The sequence below is a fragment of the Arenibacter sp. ARW7G5Y1 genome (assembly GCF_003201775.1).
Lineage (GTDB): Bacteria > Bacteroidota > Bacteroidia > Flavobacteriales > Flavobacteriaceae > Arenibacter.
Genome location: NZ_QJJZ01000005.1, coordinates 41,848 through 61,580, shown reverse-complemented (window position 1 = coordinate 61,580; position 19,733 = coordinate 41,848). Strand labels below are relative to the sequence as shown.

19 protein-coding genes are annotated in these 19,733 nt (G+C 35.8%); 2 read left to right on the top strand and 17 right to left on the bottom strand.

Annotated features, from left to right (window positions below; translation table 11 throughout):
• Positions 1 to 105 precede the first annotated feature (105 nt).
• Complete coding sequence (locus C7972_RS09005; protein ID WP_257895163.1) at positions 106 to 783, top strand: N-acetylmuramoyl-L-alanine amidase; 678 nt, start codon at positions 106 to 108, stop codon at positions 781 to 783.
• 72 nt (positions 784 to 855) lie between these two features.
• On the opposite strand, the gene C7972_RS09000 is transcribed toward C7972_RS09005, so the two are convergent.
• Genes C7972_RS09000 through C7972_RS08990 form a run of 3 tightly spaced genes read right to left on the bottom strand, consistent with a single transcriptional unit; the run spans position 856 to position 6,512 of the window.
• Entirely contained in the window at positions 856 to 2,565 is a 1,710-nt protein-coding gene (locus C7972_RS09000; RefSeq protein WP_027126734.1) for a hypothetical protein, read from the bottom strand.
• Between the two features lie 60 nt (positions 2,566 to 2,625).
• The gene (locus tag C7972_RS08995; protein ID WP_027126735.1) at positions 2,626 to 4,401 is read right to left on the bottom strand and encodes an ATP-dependent helicase; all 1,776 of its coding nucleotides are present in this window, start codon (positions 4,399 to 4,401) and stop codon (positions 2,626 to 2,628) included.
• Positions 4,398 to 6,512 (bottom strand): ATP-dependent endonuclease, encoded by a 2,115-nt coding sequence (locus tag C7972_RS08990; protein WP_027126736.1) that lies wholly within the window; start codon positions 6,510 to 6,512, stop codon positions 4,398 to 4,400. Before C7972_RS08990 ends, C7972_RS08995 begins: the two co-directional genes overlap by 4 nt.
• 235 nt (positions 6,513 to 6,747) lie before the next feature.
• Between C7972_RS08990 and C7972_RS08985 the strand changes: the two genes are divergently transcribed.
• Positions 6,748 to 7,173 (top strand): hypothetical protein, encoded by a 426-nt coding sequence (locus C7972_RS08985; protein ID WP_027126737.1) that lies wholly within the window; start codon positions 6,748 to 6,750, stop codon positions 7,171 to 7,173.
• A gap of 2 nt (positions 7,174 to 7,175) precedes the next feature.
• On the opposite strand, the gene C7972_RS08980 is transcribed toward C7972_RS08985, so the two are convergent.
• The 14 genes from C7972_RS08980 to C7972_RS08920 all read right to left on the bottom strand — a co-directional run bounded on the left by C7972_RS08980 (position 7,176) and on the right by C7972_RS08920 (position 19,558).
• Positions 7,176 to 7,838, bottom strand: a complete 663-nt coding sequence (locus C7972_RS08980; protein WP_110355858.1) for an ATPase — start codon at positions 7,836 to 7,838, stop codon at positions 7,176 to 7,178.
• Positions 7,835 to 8,521 carry a hypothetical protein gene (locus C7972_RS08975; protein ID WP_025743374.1) on the bottom strand — a complete coding sequence of 229 codons (687 nt, stop codon included), beginning with the start codon at positions 8,519 to 8,521 and terminating at the stop codon, positions 7,835 to 7,837. Before C7972_RS08975 ends, C7972_RS08980 begins: the two co-directional genes overlap by 4 nt.
• A 6-nt stretch (positions 8,522 to 8,527) precedes the next feature.
• The gene (locus C7972_RS08970) at positions 8,528 to 8,806 is read right to left on the bottom strand and encodes a helix-turn-helix domain-containing protein (protein WP_025743375.1); all 279 of its coding nucleotides are present in this window, start codon (positions 8,804 to 8,806) and stop codon (positions 8,528 to 8,530) included.
• A 276-nt stretch (positions 8,807 to 9,082) separates the two neighbouring features.
• Positions 9,083 to 9,934: an RteC domain-containing protein gene (locus tag C7972_RS08965; protein ID WP_027126739.1), complete on the bottom strand. Its 852-nt coding sequence runs from the start codon at positions 9,932 to 9,934 to the stop codon at positions 9,083 to 9,085.
• Between the two features lie 506 nt (positions 9,935 to 10,440).
• Positions 10,441 to 12,399, bottom strand: a complete 1,959-nt coding sequence (locus tag C7972_RS08960; RefSeq protein WP_027126740.1) for a heavy metal translocating P-type ATPase — start codon at positions 12,397 to 12,399, stop codon at positions 10,441 to 10,443.
• 33 nt (positions 12,400 to 12,432) lie between these two features.
• Complete coding sequence (locus tag C7972_RS08955; protein ID WP_027126741.1) at positions 12,433 to 12,975, bottom strand: hypothetical protein; 543 nt, start codon at positions 12,973 to 12,975, stop codon at positions 12,433 to 12,435.
• A 459-nt stretch (positions 12,976 to 13,434) separates the two neighbouring features.
• Entirely contained in the window at positions 13,435 to 13,794 is a 360-nt protein-coding gene (locus C7972_RS08950) for an STAS/SEC14 domain-containing protein (RefSeq protein ID WP_027126742.1), read from the bottom strand.
• Between the two features lie 23 nt (positions 13,795 to 13,817).
• Complete coding sequence (locus C7972_RS23775; RefSeq protein WP_164674149.1) at positions 13,818 to 13,994, bottom strand: hypothetical protein; 177 nt, start codon at positions 13,992 to 13,994, stop codon at positions 13,818 to 13,820.
• Positions 13,995 to 14,003: 9 nt separating this feature from the next.
• Positions 14,004 to 15,320 (bottom strand): APC family permease, encoded by a 1,317-nt coding sequence (locus C7972_RS08945; RefSeq protein ID WP_027126743.1) that lies wholly within the window; start codon positions 15,318 to 15,320, stop codon positions 14,004 to 14,006.
• Between the two features lie 80 nt (positions 15,321 to 15,400).
• Entirely contained in the window at positions 15,401 to 15,835 is a 435-nt protein-coding gene (locus C7972_RS08940) for a Fur family transcriptional regulator (protein ID WP_026753622.1), read from the bottom strand.
• Between the two features lie 36 nt (positions 15,836 to 15,871).
• A complete protein-coding gene (locus C7972_RS08935; protein ID WP_110355857.1) occupies positions 15,872 to 18,379 on the bottom strand; it encodes a heavy metal translocating P-type ATPase in 2,508 nt (835 codons plus the stop codon).
• Positions 18,380 to 18,388: 9 nt separating this feature from the next.
• Positions 18,389 to 18,736 carry an STAS/SEC14 domain-containing protein gene (locus tag C7972_RS08930; protein WP_110355856.1) on the bottom strand — a complete coding sequence of 116 codons (348 nt, stop codon included), beginning with the start codon at positions 18,734 to 18,736 and terminating at the stop codon, positions 18,389 to 18,391.
• Between the two features lie 44 nt (positions 18,737 to 18,780).
• Positions 18,781 to 19,203 carry a Fur family transcriptional regulator gene (locus C7972_RS08925; RefSeq protein ID WP_110355855.1) on the bottom strand — a complete coding sequence of 141 codons (423 nt, stop codon included), beginning with the start codon at positions 19,201 to 19,203 and terminating at the stop codon, positions 18,781 to 18,783.
• Between the two features lie 16 nt (positions 19,204 to 19,219).
• Positions 19,220 to 19,558, bottom strand: coding sequence for a P-II family nitrogen regulator (locus C7972_RS08920; protein WP_026775392.1), 339 nt, complete (start codon positions 19,556 to 19,558; stop codon positions 19,220 to 19,222).
• Positions 19,559 to 19,733 lie beyond the last annotated feature (175 nt).

The window sequence follows — 19,733 nt, the reverse complement described above, 5'->3', positions numbered from 1 at the left end:
GTATATTGCAATACAAAGAACTGATAATCAGTAAATTGTGAATAAAATAAGTTTTGATGTCAATTGTTTTTATTTGATGCGAATTGGTATCAAATTTTATGAAAATTGAAAAGTGCGATGTTGATAACTCTAAAATTTTGGAAGTGGGTAACGCCCAAAAACGTCAGTTTTGTGATTTTGATGCTACAATTCTGTGTGATTTTCGGTCAACAAAAAGTCATTATCATCGACCCTGGACACGGTGGAAAAGATACTGGTGCAATCGGTACAAATAGTATTCAAGAAAAGGATGTATCGTTAAGTATTGCCAAAGAGATTATAAGGCTAAATGAAACCCTCTTAAATAACGAGTTTGATATGTATTCGACCAGATATATGGACACTTTAATTTCTTTATCCGATAGAAGTCGATTAGCTGAAAGCTTAAAGGCTGATGTGTTTGTATCGTTACATTGCAATGCCTCTAACACATCGGCAAAAGGAATGGACATTTACGTGCATAATACCAACGATGAAGAAGTACTTATAAAGAAATCTATCGGAATGGGATTGTCCATTTTGGAAGAAAGCACTCTGAAATTGGACTTTAAAAAACGAGCAGTTCGATTCGCAAATTTTCAAGTGCTACGTGAAAATATCGAAATTCGCCCTGCTATACTCATCGAAATGGGCTTTATTTCGAGCACCGATGAAGCAGATTATTTTTTAAAGCCCAAAAATATAAGAGCAATGGCATTGGCCATTTTAATGGGATTGTATAACTATTTAAATGTTGGGTTATGAAGGAAATATTTATGGAAATTGTAAAAAGCATTAGAAAGATTATTATAACTATCTTCAAAGAGATAATTAAAACTAAAAATCCTCAATCCTAAATTTTAGTTTTTTGTCAAAATATAACTTGTCAAAATAATTTTGTAGGGTTGGGTCAGTAAAAACAACATATTCACTTTCACATATTTCTTTGAAGTTCTTTGGGTCTTTTAGGAACATAGCACATACATCCAATTCATCATTGGTTATTAATCTTCCGTGTAGTAATTCTCTATGCTCCAAAAAGTTAAAAATCTTTCTGGATGGATTACTGAAACTATTGTAAAGCACTTTCAAAAAAGTTTCTAAATCATCGACATATATTGACCAAGGGTAAGGGTCTTCATTATTTTTCCTTTTAAGCATTAATCCTAAATCGGTTTGTATGGAAGCAAATCTTTCTGAAGTAACTACAATGCAAAAAATCTCGTGAATTTCATTCGTGATAATTACCTCCGATTTATTTTTCAAGCTAACAATAACCTTTTCATTGTTTAACAATTCCTGTTCAACCTGATAGCATTGGTCATAACCTTTTTGAATACAGTCGTTAAAGTCAGATTTAATTCTTTGGTATGCTTGTTCCGTAACCCTTCGTGGTTCTCTATATCTTGAAGCTTTACATTCAATGATATAGGCGTTATTATCCACAAGGATTAATATATCTTTTTCTTCTGGCTCGTTGTTTATGTAATAGTTGGTGAAAATTTTAATCCTTTTTGATTTTTTGAAGAATTTTTTAAATATATCCAAAGTATGGCTTTCCAAAACAACTTTTCCTCTACGGAAATTTACTTGTTCTTTTTCCTTTTTTGTTTGAGTAAGCGTGGTATAAAGTAAATCATATAGAGCTGAAGGCAATTGTTTTTGATATACGTTTAAATACTGATTATCACTAATTCTTATAATCGGTTTATTTTCTAAAGGATTTTGTTGGGAATAAAATAAATTACTATGATTATCTTTAATATCAATTGAAAATAAGCCACAGAAAATATCAATATGTTTTTCTTCAAAAGAGAGGTGAAAATCTTGTTTGGCAAAAAGTAAACATTGGTGGGGTTTCTCAAAAAAATTCAAAAAACTTTCTTGGGTCTCATTCGAAAGTTCTAACAGCTTATCTGTAAACTCATTCTCTGCTAATAATCCATTTGCAGATTGTCGAGCCAGTTTGTCAAAGCCTTTGTCTAAAATAAATGACTTTGAATTTATTGACTTTGCACGATAAATTAATTCAGAATGATTGCATAAATTAATTAAGGTTTTTAAATCGATTTCTAATCTTTCCTGTATTTTATCTTGATAAGGTTTAAACATCCTAATAACCTTATTTACCTCTTGTTCTCTATAATTTAATATTCCGTTTTGAAAGTAATTTTTGAATGCTAATTCGTGAACAAGTAATTTTTGTCTTTTATCAGAAATCTCATCAAATTCATTTCCCTCATAATTTTCTGATAAATAGAAACTAACTATCTCTAAAAGAATGTCAGCAACTTGCTGAAGTACTAAATCATTTTTTTCTGAATAATGAAGTTCTTCCTTGCCTGCCAATGGTGTAGAGAGTCTTAACATTATCAGATATAAAGAATCTTTTAATTTTGACTTGAATTTTTTTGAAAATCCAATATTGCTTCTTTCTGGATGGTGTCTAATAAAATCAGCAAAAAAACATACAAAGCTCTCTTTTGTATAACGAGAGATTATTTTTTGAATTTCTAATGATTTTTTCTCTAAATCTATTTTCTTCATTTTATCCTAAAAACACTATCCTTAATTTTTCAAATCGTTACAAATGGATTACAACATTTTTTATATTTCATCAAATTCAAAATTAAGATTTTGCAATTCTGGGGTAATCTCTAACGGGTTTCCTTTTTTGGTTTGTCTGCCAGTTTCTGATATCAAGTGTAAATTGGTTTTGGCTCTTGAACAGATAACATAAAGTAGTTTTTTTGAAGCGGCAACAGGGTCTCCAGTAAAAATGTCATTCCAATGTGGGATATACCCATTTAGCAAACCATAAGCAATAACGGTTTCAAATTCTTCTCCTTTAACACCAACGCAAGTATTGATGACGACGCCTGACATTTCTCTATAAAAACTCATAAATGATGCTATGTCACTTGGAACTTGAAACGTTGGGTCTTCAAGACGGCTCTTTATTACATCGAAAAAGGTCTTCCTATTTATAAGAAGTTGTGCGTAAATAGTTTGGTCAATCCCAACAGCCTCTAAAAACTGGTCAAAACAATCATTAAGATAATCGATACCTTCAGTTTCATTGGATGTTATCGAGTTAATCAATTTCAATACATTTCGCTCTGTTTGATATTGTTCGCTGAATTCAGTATTGGTATGTTCTTTAAAGTTTTCAATTACTTCAGAACACCATTTGTATCGCAATGAATATATTTTTGGTTGTGGCTGCGTTAAGAACAACCTCGATAACTTATACCAAATGTTATTTCGATTTTTTGACATTGGTGCTAAACCTGAAGCATCAAAATTTACATCTGGTAGTTTAGCTCTCAACTGTTTTGTGATAGTAGTTATTAACCACCATTGCGGAACCAATACGCATATTTCATCTTCTGGAATTCCATTATCTAAACTATGCTCTATAAGTCGTCCAATTTCATCTACTAAATATCCTTTGTCAATGGTGTTATTGTACGTTATTATACTATCAACGTCTTTATTAGTACCAATAGCTTCAATTTTAATTGGGTTTGTCTGGAATATAGAGTAAAAGTCGATAATTCTTTGTGTGGACCTATAATTTCCAGAAAGCGTAAGTTGCTCAATAGGTAAAGTGTTTAACTCTTCCTGTATTTCTTCCAAACTTTTGGCAATGCCACCCAAAGATGCATAAATTGCTTGGTCTGTATCTCCTACTAAAAATAGATTTGAGCTACCTTCCCCAGTTGTTACAATCGACGAAATAATTGCGTAAAGCAAATCTTGCGTGTCTTGATATTCATCAACACATATAAGGCTAAAAATGTTCGATAACGTTTTTTTTATTTTAGGATGCTTGGTTAAGAGTTTGTATGAATAGTATAGTAGAAGCTCAAAATCAATTAACTTCTCTGTTTGTAGCCTTTCGTGATAATCCTTAAGGACTCTTTTTTGAATTGTTTTTGGTTCGGCAAATGTGCCGTCCCTATTGAATCTGAAATTAATCGGGTCAATAGGTTTTAACTTATGCTTTTCTTTAAGTTCACTTATGATATCCGAGGCATAAGTTTCATCGGCAATTAAATAGCCGTTTTCAAGTTCAGGTAAATAACAGGAATAGGGTTTTATAATCCATTCGAGACAAAATGAATGCAAAGTGCCAGACCAAACCCGATTACTATTAATTCCCATTGCGTTTAATCTGCGATATATTTCTTCGGAAGCCCTTACGGTAAAAGTTAGAGCGACAATCCTTTGTTTACTGTTTACATCAATATTTTTTAGAGCATAAGCGAGTTTATGAATAATCACTCGTGTTTTTCCACTTCCTGGGCAAGCTGTAAGAAGTACATTTCCATCTTTAACAACGGCATCTTTTTGTTGGTCGCTTAAAGTATCTAAAATCATATAAACGATAAAAATTTAGTAAATTGGTCATTAGGAAAGTTGGCTATATAGTCATCAATAACCTGTTGGTCTTCTTTATCCTTAAAACTAATTTTTGTTGCTACATCGTAATAACTATCATTTTTACTACGACTAATTTTTCGTAACCTGTATTTAGCGGTTTTAGCTTTAGAGGCATTATTTAAATGCGAAGATGCAAAAGCAACGGCTTTCAAAATATATTCAGGAATATAAGTATTGTAAACTAAATTATCTGCAACAACCAACGCCAGCCAACCTTTGCCTTTTTTATCAGCCAATCGTAAAACTTCTACACCTGCAATCGAAACTGATTTTTCTTCTAACTTTTTCTTTGAAGAATCAATAGCTGCTTGTTGTTTGAAAATTTCAGGAAGTGATTGTACGTATTCGTGGCTATTCCCATTCAAAAGGAAATCAACTTCAAAGGTGTATTTAGAGTAAAAAGGAATCAAGAAGTCGTTTTTGTCACAAAATTTATCCAATTCCTTTTTTCTTTCAGCTCCACTAATTTGCGATGCCCTACAATGTTTTTCATAAGCAGAATCATCAACTTCATTTGCAGGTAAATTGACAATACTGGCATCCAAGTCAGTTAGTATGGCACAGTTTTTCTGAATTCTATCCTTATGGAAAAGCCTTGCAACATTTTTAAAACCTGTACTTCCAATGTTTACGAGACTTATCCCAATTTCATCGAGCGAAATTCCAAAGACTTTTTTAAACATTTGAGGAATGAGAATCTGTTCTGCATCGCCTTCAACCAAAACAACGCCTTTCGCGAAAAGCAAGTTGCTTCTTATGGCGTCCAAGTACCTTTCGGCTCTTGTTATATAATCATCATCAAGATTGTTAGATGGTTGATATACCAAAGTCTGCATATTTCCTCGGCTTAAAATATTTACTGAACTTATTCGGCTTACAGATGAAATGTGAGTAGAATGCGTTGAAATAATAACCTGTGTTTTATTGGTTTGCACATTATCAAAAAGGGTTTTTTGAATATGCGTATGAATATGTGCTTCTGGTTCTTCTATTAAAAGAAAATTTGCAATTCTATCCGTTCTGATTTTTTCATACTCCAATAGCTTTAGTGATAGGTAAATCATATTTGCACCTCCCAAACTCAACTCCCATATTTTACCCATATAACCTTCTTCATCTGGGTCGCCAACCCATAGTTTGAGTGATTGCAGTAGTTTTTCCATATCATTTGGAAGTTCTGATTTGACATCTATATTAGGGCCGTAAGTAGTACCCACAGCTTCCTTAATACTTTTGTCAATTCCATCTTTCACATCCTTTACTTCTTTGAGAGAACTAATTTGGTCGTTAAGTTTGTTAACGCTATCAATGATGTCCGTTTGTTTTGAAACTTCAATAGTTTTTTCCTTTCCTCGTAATAAATTAATCAATGGATTAGTAGAATAGGAACGTAAGTCGCTTTCGACATCTCGAAGTGCTTTAATGAACGTACAAGAAACCTCGTTGTGCACACTTATTTCCCTCGGCAGAAACGTTCCAAAAATCAATTCTTCTTTATCATCTGGGTTTGGGAATTCAACAGCATCAAAATCGCCAACATACTTTTTATAGGTAGTGTCATCACTAAAATCTCCAGAGCCTCTGCATAAGTAAGACGTTTCATAATCATCAATCGTAAGTTTATCAAAAAAAAGCTGAAGCCCTGCTACACTTTTACCTGCGGTTTGTGAATAATCATATAATTCTTTTCTAAACTGATATTTTGGTCTAAAGTACACCGAGTAACTTCCAGTCTTTTTGCTGCCTTCCATATCTCCCGAAGATTGTACTGCCAGTACCTGTGCTTCTTCACTCGCATCCAGTTCGTCAAAAGTAACCGATAAAATTATCCAATGTCCAGCCCATTTACCCAGACCTCGGTTAAAGTCAGACTCATTAAATCTTATATATCTTGGAAGTTTATCATCAATTAAAACTCGTAAAGCAAAAAAGAGATTGGTTTTACCTGAACCGTTTTCTCCTAAAATAGTATTTATACCTTTTTTAAAAATGAATTTTGATTTATAGAAATTTCTAAAATTCCTAATGGATAGTGAACTTATATGCATAATAATTATTTTGAAACAATAAAAAAGCCAATGATTTCCCATTAGCTTTTTAAACATTAATATTTTAAGCGTAATCGCCTATAAATATACTGAAATGTCTTTTTAAATTCTTACGGTTTCCTACAAATTGTTAAAATTTTATTAAGAATATATCTTTACTTCTGGAAGTCAAAATTTTGGTTTTTTTTCGTAAATTAAGCCTAATTAGAGTGTTATAAACTCTAGTGCAAATAAAATGAGAGCAATTGCAATTTTCTTTTTGAACGTACTTCAAAATACTTTGGGGATGACTTTTGGATGGTTGTTTAAACCAAAAACCAAACGAAATTCATTTAAGGCCTTATCTGATGTTGAAATGGTAAAATATCTTGAAAAAAGAAGGCAATACAAAGGCTATAAAAAACAATGGCTGTATTACAGGTGTAGAGAAGAAGGTTTATTAGAAACCTATTACAAATTGTTCGATACTGAAGTTGAGGGACAAGATTCTGGAACGAAATTTAGTTTCGGTAAATATAGAGGGGAATATGTTGAAGCTATTTGGGAATCTGATAAAGAGTATATCAATTGGCTTTCCCAACAAGAATGGTTGGCTCAATATTTGGATGAAAGCGATATGATACACGAACTACTTCTTTTAGAGGAAGAAAACCAAAATTAGATTTAATCCCTTTTATCACGACTGCTTTTATCAAAGGCAATTAAATTGAACAGTTGTCGCATCCTTGAACGTACCCTATTCCCATAACGTTCCTCCAGTTCTTTAGCATTGAGGTTTGTAGTTGCGTGTGTTTTAGTTTTATGACTTAAAAATAAATCATAACGTGAAAGTAAGATTTCGCCCATTACATTACAATCTTTTCCAAAATGCCTTCCGGTGGGTTCTACACCCAAATCATCAAAACAATAAAACTTTTTGTCGCCGTAATTTTCAATGATGGTGTACCCAATATTATTAAAGGCAAAGGCAATGTTTCGTGTGGGTATAACCTCATACGATTTCTGATGTGGCACAATATGGCGTAACAGTTTCATTAAACTGGTTTTTCCACAACCAACAGGACCAGAAAGCAAAATCCCTTTATCGCGGTCGATGTCTAATTTTTTGCAATTAGCTTCATCCCTGATAAAATAATTACAGAGCTTGAATATAATATCACGGTCTTCTTCAAAAATTTTGAATTTCTTGCCAAAAAGTAGTTTTCCTTTGGCATTGAGATAAATTAGCATTTTATCAAAATCATAAAGCATTTGATTGTCTTTCAGTTCTCCCAAGGTGTATTGAACGCTACCCTCGGTAATGATATGTGGTTTGTGGGGATTCATAATGGTTCATTATAATTTTTGTTGGAACTTGTCTTTAGGTTGTCCGTATTTTGGCTAACTGCAACCATTGTTTTTTCTTCTTTTAGCTCTTCGGCCTTTATCATCCAGTTTCGAGCTGTGGCGTGCCAATCGACAATTTTTGTTTTTCCACCTACTTTCCAACCGATGCCTTGGTAGTGGTTGTAAAATTTTTTGGCTTCCAATTCTGGCCAATTTTCCTTTTCAAAAAAATCAATGACTTCATTTTCATTTTTTGGCTTGTCAAGTTTAGTATCATTTGCTTTGTTTTTTCCTGTTTGTATATGTTTGTTTATAGATACCACCGCTTGTCCATTGCTTGTCCCGATATTGGTAGGGTTTGGGTACAGAGCTTGTCCATCACTTGTCCCAAAATTGAACATCTTGATTCTGCTGCCTTTAAATGGATTATGTGAGGGTTCGTATAATAGGTATTTCCAATGATGTAGTTCTTTGATGCAGCGATGGTAGGTAGTTTTTGAACCAATCTTGGAAAACCGCATCGCTTCTTCTCGATTGATATAGAATTCTGTCGGAAAGTGATAGTTGTTCCATAATTGAAACAATGCCACGTACAAACTTATGTGCGTGGGATTTAAACGGCTATCCTTTGAGAATTGTAAGAATACAGCGTTTAGGTGCTTAATGTAATTGACCTGCTCCAAAACGATTTAGAATTTGTTATGAACTTTATTATTTTCCATTACGCTAATTATTTCTTCGTAATCGTAATAGAGTACACCCCCTACTTTGGTGTAGGGCAATGTGCCATTAATTCTTAAATTCTGTAACGTGCCAGAAGAGATTCCCAAAAGCTTTTTTACTTCAGGGGATTTTAGCCACCTTTTGGTAATATGACCAGATTGGCTATTGAGTAGTTCCTTGATATCATCGAGCAGTTCCATTTTGAATTCTCGAAGGTCGTCTGTGGTAATAATACTTGTGGGCATAATAGAACGGATTAAAAGAAAGGGACTACCGTTTTGCTTTCATCTAAAATGATAGCCCCTGACCTGATTTGACTTTCGTTCTACAAAATTGGGGTAGTTTGCTGGATTTTATTCACAAGTTAGGCCTACTTGGGTGTTTTTCTTCTCTCATTTTCAATGTAATACAATAGAGGGTTTTGGTACTTCTTCAGAAAAAATACCCTATCTAAAAACCACCAAATAAAATGAGATTTTCCATAAAACAAGAAACACCCAAGTTGAAGCATCTTGGGTGTTTTATTTTACGTTATCAGTATCATCCATCCGTTTGGTCAACTGCTTTTTCAGAATATCCAAAAATTTGGTTCTGCCATTTTTACGCATCCGTATTTCCAAAAAAGCTCTGTAATAATCGCCCAAGTCCACTTTAAATGTTTTTTCAACAAAATAGGCAATATCTTTAATGTCAACAGTACCATTATTAATGACATCTGTACTGTGCAAAGCGTATATCAGTTCAATTAAATATATTTTGTGGGCTGTCCAGGTAATTTTGGTTTTACTTTGTAACAATCTTAAACTTGCATAATTTCCATTATTCTCCAATTTATCAATTTCCCGTTTTAAGTGTACAATCAAAAGGTCGTAGGCTAAAATTGAGGCCACGGTACTATCGTGGCTTGTTGCAAATTCTTCATCAACAAAAAAGTGAAATGAGTCTGGGAACAACCGAATATCTGCCTTGCCTCTTAAAAAATATTGCTCATCAAATACAGTAGCTTCCCTGCGGTAATAATGGTAAAAATCAAGATTGTCGTTAAAGTAGGTTTGAAGTTTCTCAATATAATTGTTCAAATACTTTACTTGCGATTTATTGCTTCCCCTGGGTCTTTTACTTTCAATGTTAAATAATTTTACGTAATAAATAAGTTTGCTATAAATTTTTGGTTTAGTACATTTAAAGAAATGAATTTCCTCTAATTTGGTTTCAAATTCATAATCAACTACGATACTTCTAACTGATTTAAGGGTCTGTTTTGCAAGTTTAATCCCTTTTTCAGCTTTGAGTAAAATATCTTGTTCTTCTATTTCAAGAATATCTAATTTATTGTCTAATTTTTTTAATATATCGTCGTAATTTGTCGTCATTCATTCTGGGTATCATTATTTTCACTTAATCTTCTGCAATAGCGTTGCATTTAAAATTGTAATTAATTAAATAGATATAAAGTACTTTAGGAATTGCAAGAACAGTACAAAGAAGATTAACACAATAACAACGATTAGAATACTAATCCAAATTATTTTATCTTTTTTGGTAATACTATTTTTTACAGAGGGTACTTTATTGCTTTTTTTATTTCGTCTATTCCGTCTATTTTCCGACATAGAATATCATTTTTACTATATATCAATCATTTCCACTTCAATTTTTGTAGCCACACAAACCACTTGGAATATTTTATTATCTTAATTCATTAATGCTTATGAATATTTCCTTTTAGCACAAAAAAATAAAGCAGAAATGCGGCTATTACCATAAGGATTATCATAAGAATACCTTTGACCTTATCTCTTTTTGTGATGTCGGTATTCGATGATTTCCGATTTTTTTTGTTTCTTCTATTTCTTCTTTTTTGAGACATTCTTTTATACTATTTCCAATTCATCTTCTGTAATCGAACCGCATTCAGAATGGCTAACAAGGCCACGCCTACATCGGCAAAAACTGCTTCCCACATCGTTGCCAGACCACCTGCGCCCAAAACCAAAACCACTGCTTTTACACCAAAGGCCAACCCAATATTCTGCCAAACGATGCGTCTTGTAGAACGTCCTATTTTTATGGCTCTAGCTATTTTACTTGGTTGGTCTGTTTGGATGATTACATCTGCGGTCTCTATCGCCACATCGCTGCCCAAACCACCCATTGCAATGCCAACATCGCTCGCTGCCAAAACCGGTGCATCGTTGATGCCATCGCCTATAAAGGCTACTTTAGTATTAAATTGTTTTTTCAAATGCTCAACTTCGTTGAGCTTATCTTCTGGTAACAAACCGCCTTTTGCAGTATCAATACCCATTTCTTTTGCCACTTGTTGGGTTATGGAATCCTTATCGCCGGAAAGCATTATGATTTTGGAAATTCCAGATTCTCTAATTTGTTTGATGGCTTCGTGGGCATCTTCTTTCAATTCGTCTGCAATGATGACATAGCCAGCGAATTTACCATCAATGGAAACCATTACGATGGATTCTACAATGTTGTCGGTTTCAGATGGAACTTCGATATTATTTGAAGTCATCAATGGTTTATTCCCAACTAAAACAGTTTTGCCATTGACCATTCCCCTTAATCCTTTTCCTGCGACTTCGGTTACTTCTTTTGCCTGAAAATCTTCGCCATCGGCTTTATATTCCATTATGGCCTTGGCAATGGGATGGGTGGATTGTTCTTCCATTGCCATTAGGTATTTCATAAATTCGGGTTCATCCCAATCAATGGTTTTTATTTCCTTGATTTTGAAAACACCTTTGGTCACGGTTCCGGTTTTGTCCATTACCACTGTGGTTATCCTTGTCATTTCATCTAAAAAAGATGCTCCCTTAAAGAGAATTCCATTTTTTGAAGCTGCTCCCAATCCACCAAAATAACCCAACGGAATAGAGATAACCAAGGCACACGGACAGGAAATTACCAAGAATATCAATGCTCTATATAACCAATCGTTAAACACATAATCATCCACAAAAAAGTAGGGCAAAAATGTTAATCCAATCGCCAAGAATACCACAATAGGTGTATAGATTCTTGCAAATTTTCTAATGAACAATTCGGTTTTTGATTTACGAGCCGTGGCATTCTGGACCATATCAAGGATTCGGGCAATGGAACTGTCTTTAAATTCCTTGGTGGTTTCGATTTCAATAACGCCATCAAGGTTGATGCTTCCTGCAAATACTTTTTCTCCTTTTGCAATGGTGTCAGGTTTGCTTTCGCCCGTTAATGCTGCGGTATTGAACGAGCCTTTTTCGGACAATAAAATACCATCCAAAGGAATTTTTTCGCCCACACGGACTTGCACTTTTTCGCCAATAGCAACGATTTCGGGATTTACAGAAACATAATTGTTGTTCCTATAGACCAAGGCTTCATTAGGTCTTACATCTAGTAATGCCTTGATGCTTCTCTTGGCTCTTTTAACGGCGGCACTTTGGAACAATTCGCCTACCGCATAAAACAACATTACTGCCACACCTTCGGGATATTCGCCAATGGCGAATGCACCTATGGTTGCGATGGACATCAATAAAAACTCGGTAAAGAAATCGCCATTTTTGATGCTGTTCCAACCTTCCTTTATCACAGGAAAACCTACTGGAAGATATGCGACTGCATACCAGACAATACGTATCCAATCTTTAAAAAAAGCTACGTCAAAATAATCCATCGCAATACCAATAATCAGCATTACAAAGCTGAAAATTGCTGGTACATAAATTTTAAATTTCCCTATACTTTCCGGACTGCTATGGTTGTGGCCATCATTGCGCTTGTGATTATCGGATGAAGTTTTATTTAAATCTCTTAAATTCAGTTTCTTTTTTTTCATTTATATCAATTATAATTTTATTTAAATTCACAGTCATTCCAATCTCAACACCAATTGGGCAAACTGCACCTCTATGGTATCATCGATACCCTCTATTAAGGAATCCAAACCAGTATTTGAAACCAATAATTGTCCGGTTGCACTTATCAGGCAGGACATACTTACTCCTTGTTCTATATGGGTAATGGTTGCTTTAAATTGTGATTTAAAGGATTTCCCTTGATAAGTAACATCTATCAGCCAATTAAAGTTGATAGGGTCGTGCCGTTTTGATAAAAAATCCTGTGATGGAATAGTGCCAGTAAACCGAAGTATTAAAGGGTCTTCCCGCTGTTCTAAAAGGGCATTGATTTTAGGACTATATGTTGATAAAGTCTTAAGGTCGAGTACACCATTGACCACTTTGGAATCATAATCAAGATATAGTGCCAATTTATGGCTTTCTGCCTTGATGGGTTTATCATCAACCAAAGTCATCATCATAATATGACCTTCTTCAGTTGTATAAACTTTTTGGGCATTTACCTTATAATAACTAACCAACAAGATTATTAAAAAACAATGTTTAATATTCATAATGCGCATCTTTACTTGTATAATTTAAAAAAGCAGCTTCTACTTTTGCTTTTAATACTATTAATCATTTTGCTTTAAAAAGCATCATAAAAGCTGCCTGCTATTAATTAAGTTTTCACTTAACTTATTTAAATAAAAAATTTCGCTCATTCCTATAACGATTTACCGCTACTTGTTATCTATATCCTTTTCTCGTTTACCGAAATAATAAATTAGCGCAACACTTGCACCTAATAAGCCAAACAGAGTGTTCTCAAAAATTTGATTCCCATTGATATTTAAAATTTCAATGAAATTATTTATTAAATATTGCCATCAATTGATTTCGTAATTCTGGCTGCTAAACGTGAAAATTGTTATCCCAAAAGGTTGAAGGATAAAAACACCTATGGCAAACCCAATTAAAATGGTAATAAGAATGCTTTTTTTATTCATCGTCTGTCTTTTACGGAAGTAAGCTTACTGGCTCTCAATCCAATTTTTGGCATCTTCCTTTTGGTCTATATTGAAATACTTAATATCGGCATTGGTAAAAGGCTTCATAAATTGGGTTATCCAATTCTGCCATTTTTTATCTCCTACCATTGCTATTTTTTCATAGTCCGTGGCGTGGGCTGTGTCCATTTTTAGGTCTTCCCATAAACCAGGTAAATCCCAACCTGTAAAGTTGACCATCTCAAAATACCACCGGACTTTCATTCCTTTGTCCAGTATGGCGTGGATAAGTGGATGGATTTTTTCTATATCTTCTTTTCTCAATTTGCCCGAAGCTTTTGTTGCAACAATATTTTTTTCTTTTAATTCGATTATCTGTAACATTTTATATAGTTTTTAATTAATAATTATCCTTCTAAATCGTAAAACCATTCTTCCGCCCTTATGATGCCTTCTGATAAAGCTTCTTTTGCTGAAATATCTTTTTTTTCAATTAGTTCTTTTGCTATGGACAGGGCTTTTTCTCGTACAATAGGATTTAAGGTATCTAGGTCAGTTTTAAAATCTTCAAACATCCAGTCCATAGCTTCATTTTAATGGTTAAAAAGTTCCTTTTCTTTTTCAGGGTCTATTTCATCTTTTGACTTTTTGTCCAAAAAATAATCAAGCACAATACCCACGATAACAGCACCTACGAACGCTGAATAAACCTGCCAATTAAATTGGATTATCAATGATAGACTTATAAGTATCGCCAAAATGGGTAAAATCGGCACTCGTCCTATAGCCAAAGGAACTTTAAATGGTCGTTCTTGCTCTGGTGCTTTAAACCGAAGCACGATAAGTGCGACATTTACGGCAACAAAAACAAGTAAAGCGCCTAAAGAAGACATACCTGCTACAATCTTAATATCGCCCAACAATAAAAATCCCGCAACTGCTGCCATAACTACAATAGTAGTAACCCACGGTACTTTCTGTGCATTGGTTTTGGTCATAAACTTTGGAAGTTCTCCGACACTGGCCATTCCAAAAAGCAGCCTACTTATGGATATGATACCACTAAAAGCAGCATTAGCCGTAGCAAAAAGTGCAGCGATAGCCAATACCACAGGCAACCAATTGTTGAGATTGGAAGCTGCAAGAGAAAGTGGCGAATCCACGTTTGCCAAAGCGGAAGGGTCTGCAATATTCAAAACCGTAAAAGCAATAAATAAATAAATTATTGTAGTTATTACCATAGTCATTAAAAATGCACGGGGAATTGTTTTCCCTGGGTTCTTAACTTCCGAACCCAAAGCTGCCATATGTTCAAAACCAGTATAGATAAAGAACAGTGTAGCTGTGGCCGCCAAAGTTCCAGAAATCGATTCAATTTTAAAAAATTCTGCTTTGGGTGGACCAGTTTCCAAAAGTCCAAATACTATCAATAATAACAATCCCAAAAGTTGAATGCTGACCATAATAATATTTGCTGTCGACGATTTTGTGATGCCTGTAATACTAATTAATGACAACACCAATAAAATGCCATAACTTATTAGAAGAGAGGGCATATTAAAAAACGTATTGAAATACCCCGAAAAGGCAAGTAACACGGCTGCAATGGTGGCCGAACTATGAAACGCAATCGTCCAACCCGTGAGAAAAGACGGAATATCAATTTTTGGAAATGCCTTGCGTACAAAAATAAATTCCGCACCAGCATTGGGATAGGTAGAGGACAACTCTGCATAGGACATTGCAGAGACACTAGCCGCAATTGCTGCAAAAATAAAACTCAACCAAAGGTCTGTGCCCGCTTGTCCAGCAGCTGCACCAATCACGGTATAGATTCCTGCACCCACAATCGTGCCAACGCCATAAAAGGTAAGTCGAAGCGTACCCAAAGATTTTTTTAGTTCTGCCATATTTTTTAGTTAAAGAGGGTGGAAAAAACCTGAACTGGACCATTGGGCGCAAAGGTTCAAGGTTCAAGTACTCCCACCTGTTATTTTTTCCTGCATTTTTCACATATTCCTTTCAATACTAGGTTCACATCGTTCACTTCATAATCGTCTGGCAAGCTCTCTTCCGATATTTTATTTGGTAAACAGATTGTTTTCCTACAATCGGTACAATGAAAGTGCATATGTAAATCTGTACCGTATTTACCTTTGGCGTTTTCATCAGAAATCGCATATTTTGCCACTCCGACCCCATCATTAATCTGATGAATCAACCCTTTATCCTCAAAAATCTTGAGATTGCGATAAAAGGTCGTTCTGTTTGCTGTTTTATTGGTTTCGCTCTTTTGAACAAAGGCCTTTTTCAAATCGGAAAAGGACACGGCACTTTGTTTCCTTTTTAGGAACTTGTATATCTTCGACCTCATTTTAGTAGGTCGAATCCCGTGATATGATAGTATCTTTTCCGTTTTGGTCATTTTAACCTTTTCAAAAGCAACCCTTTTTTATTAAATTTATTTTTTATAAGCCAAAAGCCTTAACGCATTAAAAACCACAAGTAACGTTGAGCCTTCGTGGATGACCACTGCAATACCGATATTGGCCCAACCCATAATGGTCGATGGTATGAGCAATGCCACAATACCGAGGCTTACCCAAAGGTTTTGCTTAATAATGGTTTTTGCCTTCCTGCTCAAACCTATGGCAAAGGGCAGGGTTTCCAGTTTATCGGCCATTAGGGCAATGTCAGCTGTTTCCAATGCTACATCACTGCCCGCAGCACCCATTGCGATTCCTACGGTGCTGTTTGCCATTGCAGGGGCATCGTTCACACCGTCGCCTACCATTGCGACTTTGGATTCCTGTTCTTTTAATTTTTTAATGGCATCAACCTTTTCCTCTGGCAACAGGCTTCCCCAGGCATCGGTCAACCCAATTTCTTTAGCAACGGCATCGGCAACCTTTTGATTATCCCCGGTTAGCATTATCATCCGTTTGATGCCGATTTCCTTTAATTTTTTCAGTGTTTCCTTGGCCGCTTCCCGTGGGGTATCCATCAGGGCGATGATACCGATATATTCTTTGTTCCTTCTTATGAGCATTGTGGTATTTCCACCACCTTCAAGTTCTTTTACTTTATTCGATATTTCTTCGGGTGGTTTTGCTTCATCGAGGTCTTCGTACAAGTCAAGGTTTCCAATATAGATTTTATCCTTGCCCAAAGAAGCTTTGATACCTTTTCCAAGAACAGCTTCCAAATCGGTCGCATCGGGTATTGAAGTGCCTTCCAGACGTTCTTTTCCATCCCTTACAACGGCTTTTGCCAAAGGGTGGTCGCTCAAATTTTCAACAGCTACGGCTATTTTTATAAGTTCATTTTCTTCTATATCCCCAAGTGGAACAACTTGGGTAAGTTTAGGCTTTCCTTCGGTAAGCGTGCCTGTTTTGTCAAAAGCAAGGGCGGTCAATTCGCCCAAGTCTTCCAGAGGTCGCCCACCTTTAATAAGTACACCGCCCCGTGCTGCCCGTGCCACACCGCTCAATACGGCGCTTGGTGTTGAAATGGCCAATGCACAGGGACTTGCTGCGACCAATACCGCCATCGCCCTATAAAAGCTGGCACTAAATGGCTCGTCGATGACCAAAAAGGCAAAGAGTAGGATACCCACCAATATCAGTACGGATGGTACAAAGTATTTTTCAAACTTGTCGGTCAACAGTTGGGTTGGGGATTTCTGGGTCTGTGCCTCGTTGACCAATTTGACCAGTCGGGACAGCGTAGAGTCTTTGGCTTCTTTGATTACCTTTATTTCCAGCGTGTTATTACCGTTGATAGTTCCGGCGAACACGCGGTTTTCATCATTTATATCATCATCTGCGGAATAGTCCCTGCTCGTATCTTCCACGGGAATTTTGTCCACGGGTACACTTTCCCCGGTAATAGGTGCCTGGTTGACGCTGCTTTTTCCATTGACCACGACGCCATCTGCGGATATTTTACTATTGGGCTTGACCACTATAATATCGCCAATACTCAATTCCTCAATTCCAACTTCTTCGGTCTTGCCATCTTTTTTGAGCAATGCCGTTTTTGGTGCTAAATCTGCCAGTGCCGCAATGGACTTTCGGGCCTTTTCCATTGCATAATGTTCAAGGGCGTGACCCAAACTAAACAGGAACAGCAACAAGGCACCTTCTGCCCATTCTCCCAAAATGGCTGCCCCAATGGCTGCAACAAGCATTAAGAAGTCAATTTCAAAACCGCCTTTGGCGACGGTCTGTACTGCTTCCTTGGCCGTAAAGAAACCACCGAAAAAGTAAGCACCAATATATAAAGTAAGACTGACCCAATCTGGGATGGATTCTACATAGGAAAGCCCGAAACCTATTCCGAGAAGTGCCCCACAGATAATGGAAAAAATGAGCTCCGTATTTTTACCGAAAATACCACCGTGGGCGTGCTCTTCTCCTTCATCGTGGGTCTCGCCCTCTGTGGAAGTTTGTTCTTTAGTATCTTCCTTCTTTGAACGCTCCTGTTTTTTGGATGCTTTGGTGTAATCATTTTCGTTTGAAGCACTCCGCTGAATCTGAAGGTTTTCTTTTTCAATTTGTTTACTTATTTCATCAAAATTTGTTTGCTTTTTATCAAATTCAAGTCGTACCATTCCAGAGCCTGAAACGGAAACTTCCAAAACTCCATTGATTGTCAAAAGGCTTTTCTCTATGGAACGAGCCTGCCTTGTGTGTCTGATTCCTTTAACTTCAATGAGCAAATGCCCGTATTTTTCGGTAATCTCGGCACCAGTACTTTCGGCGAGGGATTGAATGCGGTCAATGGAAATGATATCTGGGTCATAATGAAAACAGAGCTGCGGCACATCATCTCCGTTTGCATCGGCAATGTGCACTTTTTCGATGCCCTCTTTAGCTTGTAGTTTTTGAATAAGCCTTTCAACACAAGAATCTTTTTCGTTAGGAACTTGCGGAAGGATGACCGGTATTTTTAGTTGTAGTTTTTCCATTTTTTATTTTTATTTTATCCACTCTTTGGCATCGTCTTTTTCTTCGGTCTTATAAAATTTTATATGAGCTTCTGAAAAAGGAAGCAATACCTCGGTAAATTGCTCCTGCCATTTAACGCTACCCACCAAAGCAACACGCTTTAAATGCTTTTCATTCGGAAGGTTTAATTCAATTCCCTTCCAATGTGCCTCTGCCGTCCAACCTTCAAAATTTTCCATCTCGATGTACCAGAAAACTTCGGGATGAACAGTTATATGCTCGGTTAAGACTGGTATCAAGTTTTCATAATCCTTGGCATCCAGCTTTTTCTCTGCCACCATATATACAGTAGCCTCTTTTTTATAGATTGTTATCATTGCTAATTATTTATAAATGATAATTAAATTTAAAAACCAAACGTTTAATCCAAATTGCCACTGCATTTTTCGCAAATGCCCTTTACCACCAAGTTGATATCCTCGGTAATATAGCCATCAGGTAAGTTGATATGAGGGATTTTATGCTCTGTTAAACAGACAGTTTCATTACAATTGTTGCAATGAAAGTGCAAATGAAGGTCGTTGCCGACCTCGCACTCACAATTTTCTTCGCAAAGGGCGTATTTTATGACTCCTGTTCCATCCTCGATTTGATGCACAATACCTTTTTCTTCAAACGCTTTCATAGTCCTAAATAGGGTGCTTCTTTCACTGACCTTAAAATCCTTTTCCAAATCGCCAAGACTGATGGCTACCTTTAATTCCACCAAACGTTTATAAGTCATAAGGCGCATAGCCGTAGGTCGTATCCCTTTGCTTTCTAAAAATTGAACTATTTTTTCCATTTGTTTAAAAAGAGATTTACAGGTCGTGCCGTTTTAAGGAATCTCCTGTTTTAATCTGAAAGGCATCTTCAATATTTGCTATATAAATAATACCATCTCCAGGCCCGTCGGTTTTGGCGTTGGCTATAATTGTTTCAATGGCCGCTTGGGCTTCCTCATTTTGACAGACCAATTCCAATTTTACCACAGGACTATCTGTTACGTGAAAATCTAGCGACGGTCTTGCACCTTTTGCCTTGAATGCGCCCGTGCCTTCTGCTTGTGAAAGGGTCATACTTTCAAATCCATTGTCAGAAAGTGCTTCAATGACTCTTTGGATTCGGTTTGGTTTTATAAATGCTTTTATTTCTTTCATCTGTTGATATTTATTTGTTTTTTAATGGTCATATGTAATTCCCCAATCAACATTGTGGTTGGTATCCACATTGTTATAGCTCATTTCATATTTTTAAATTTTTAATCGATTTTGAACCGAGCCTGTTTTTTAATTTTTAACTAATTAATTAAGACGATAAACAAACTCGGAATCA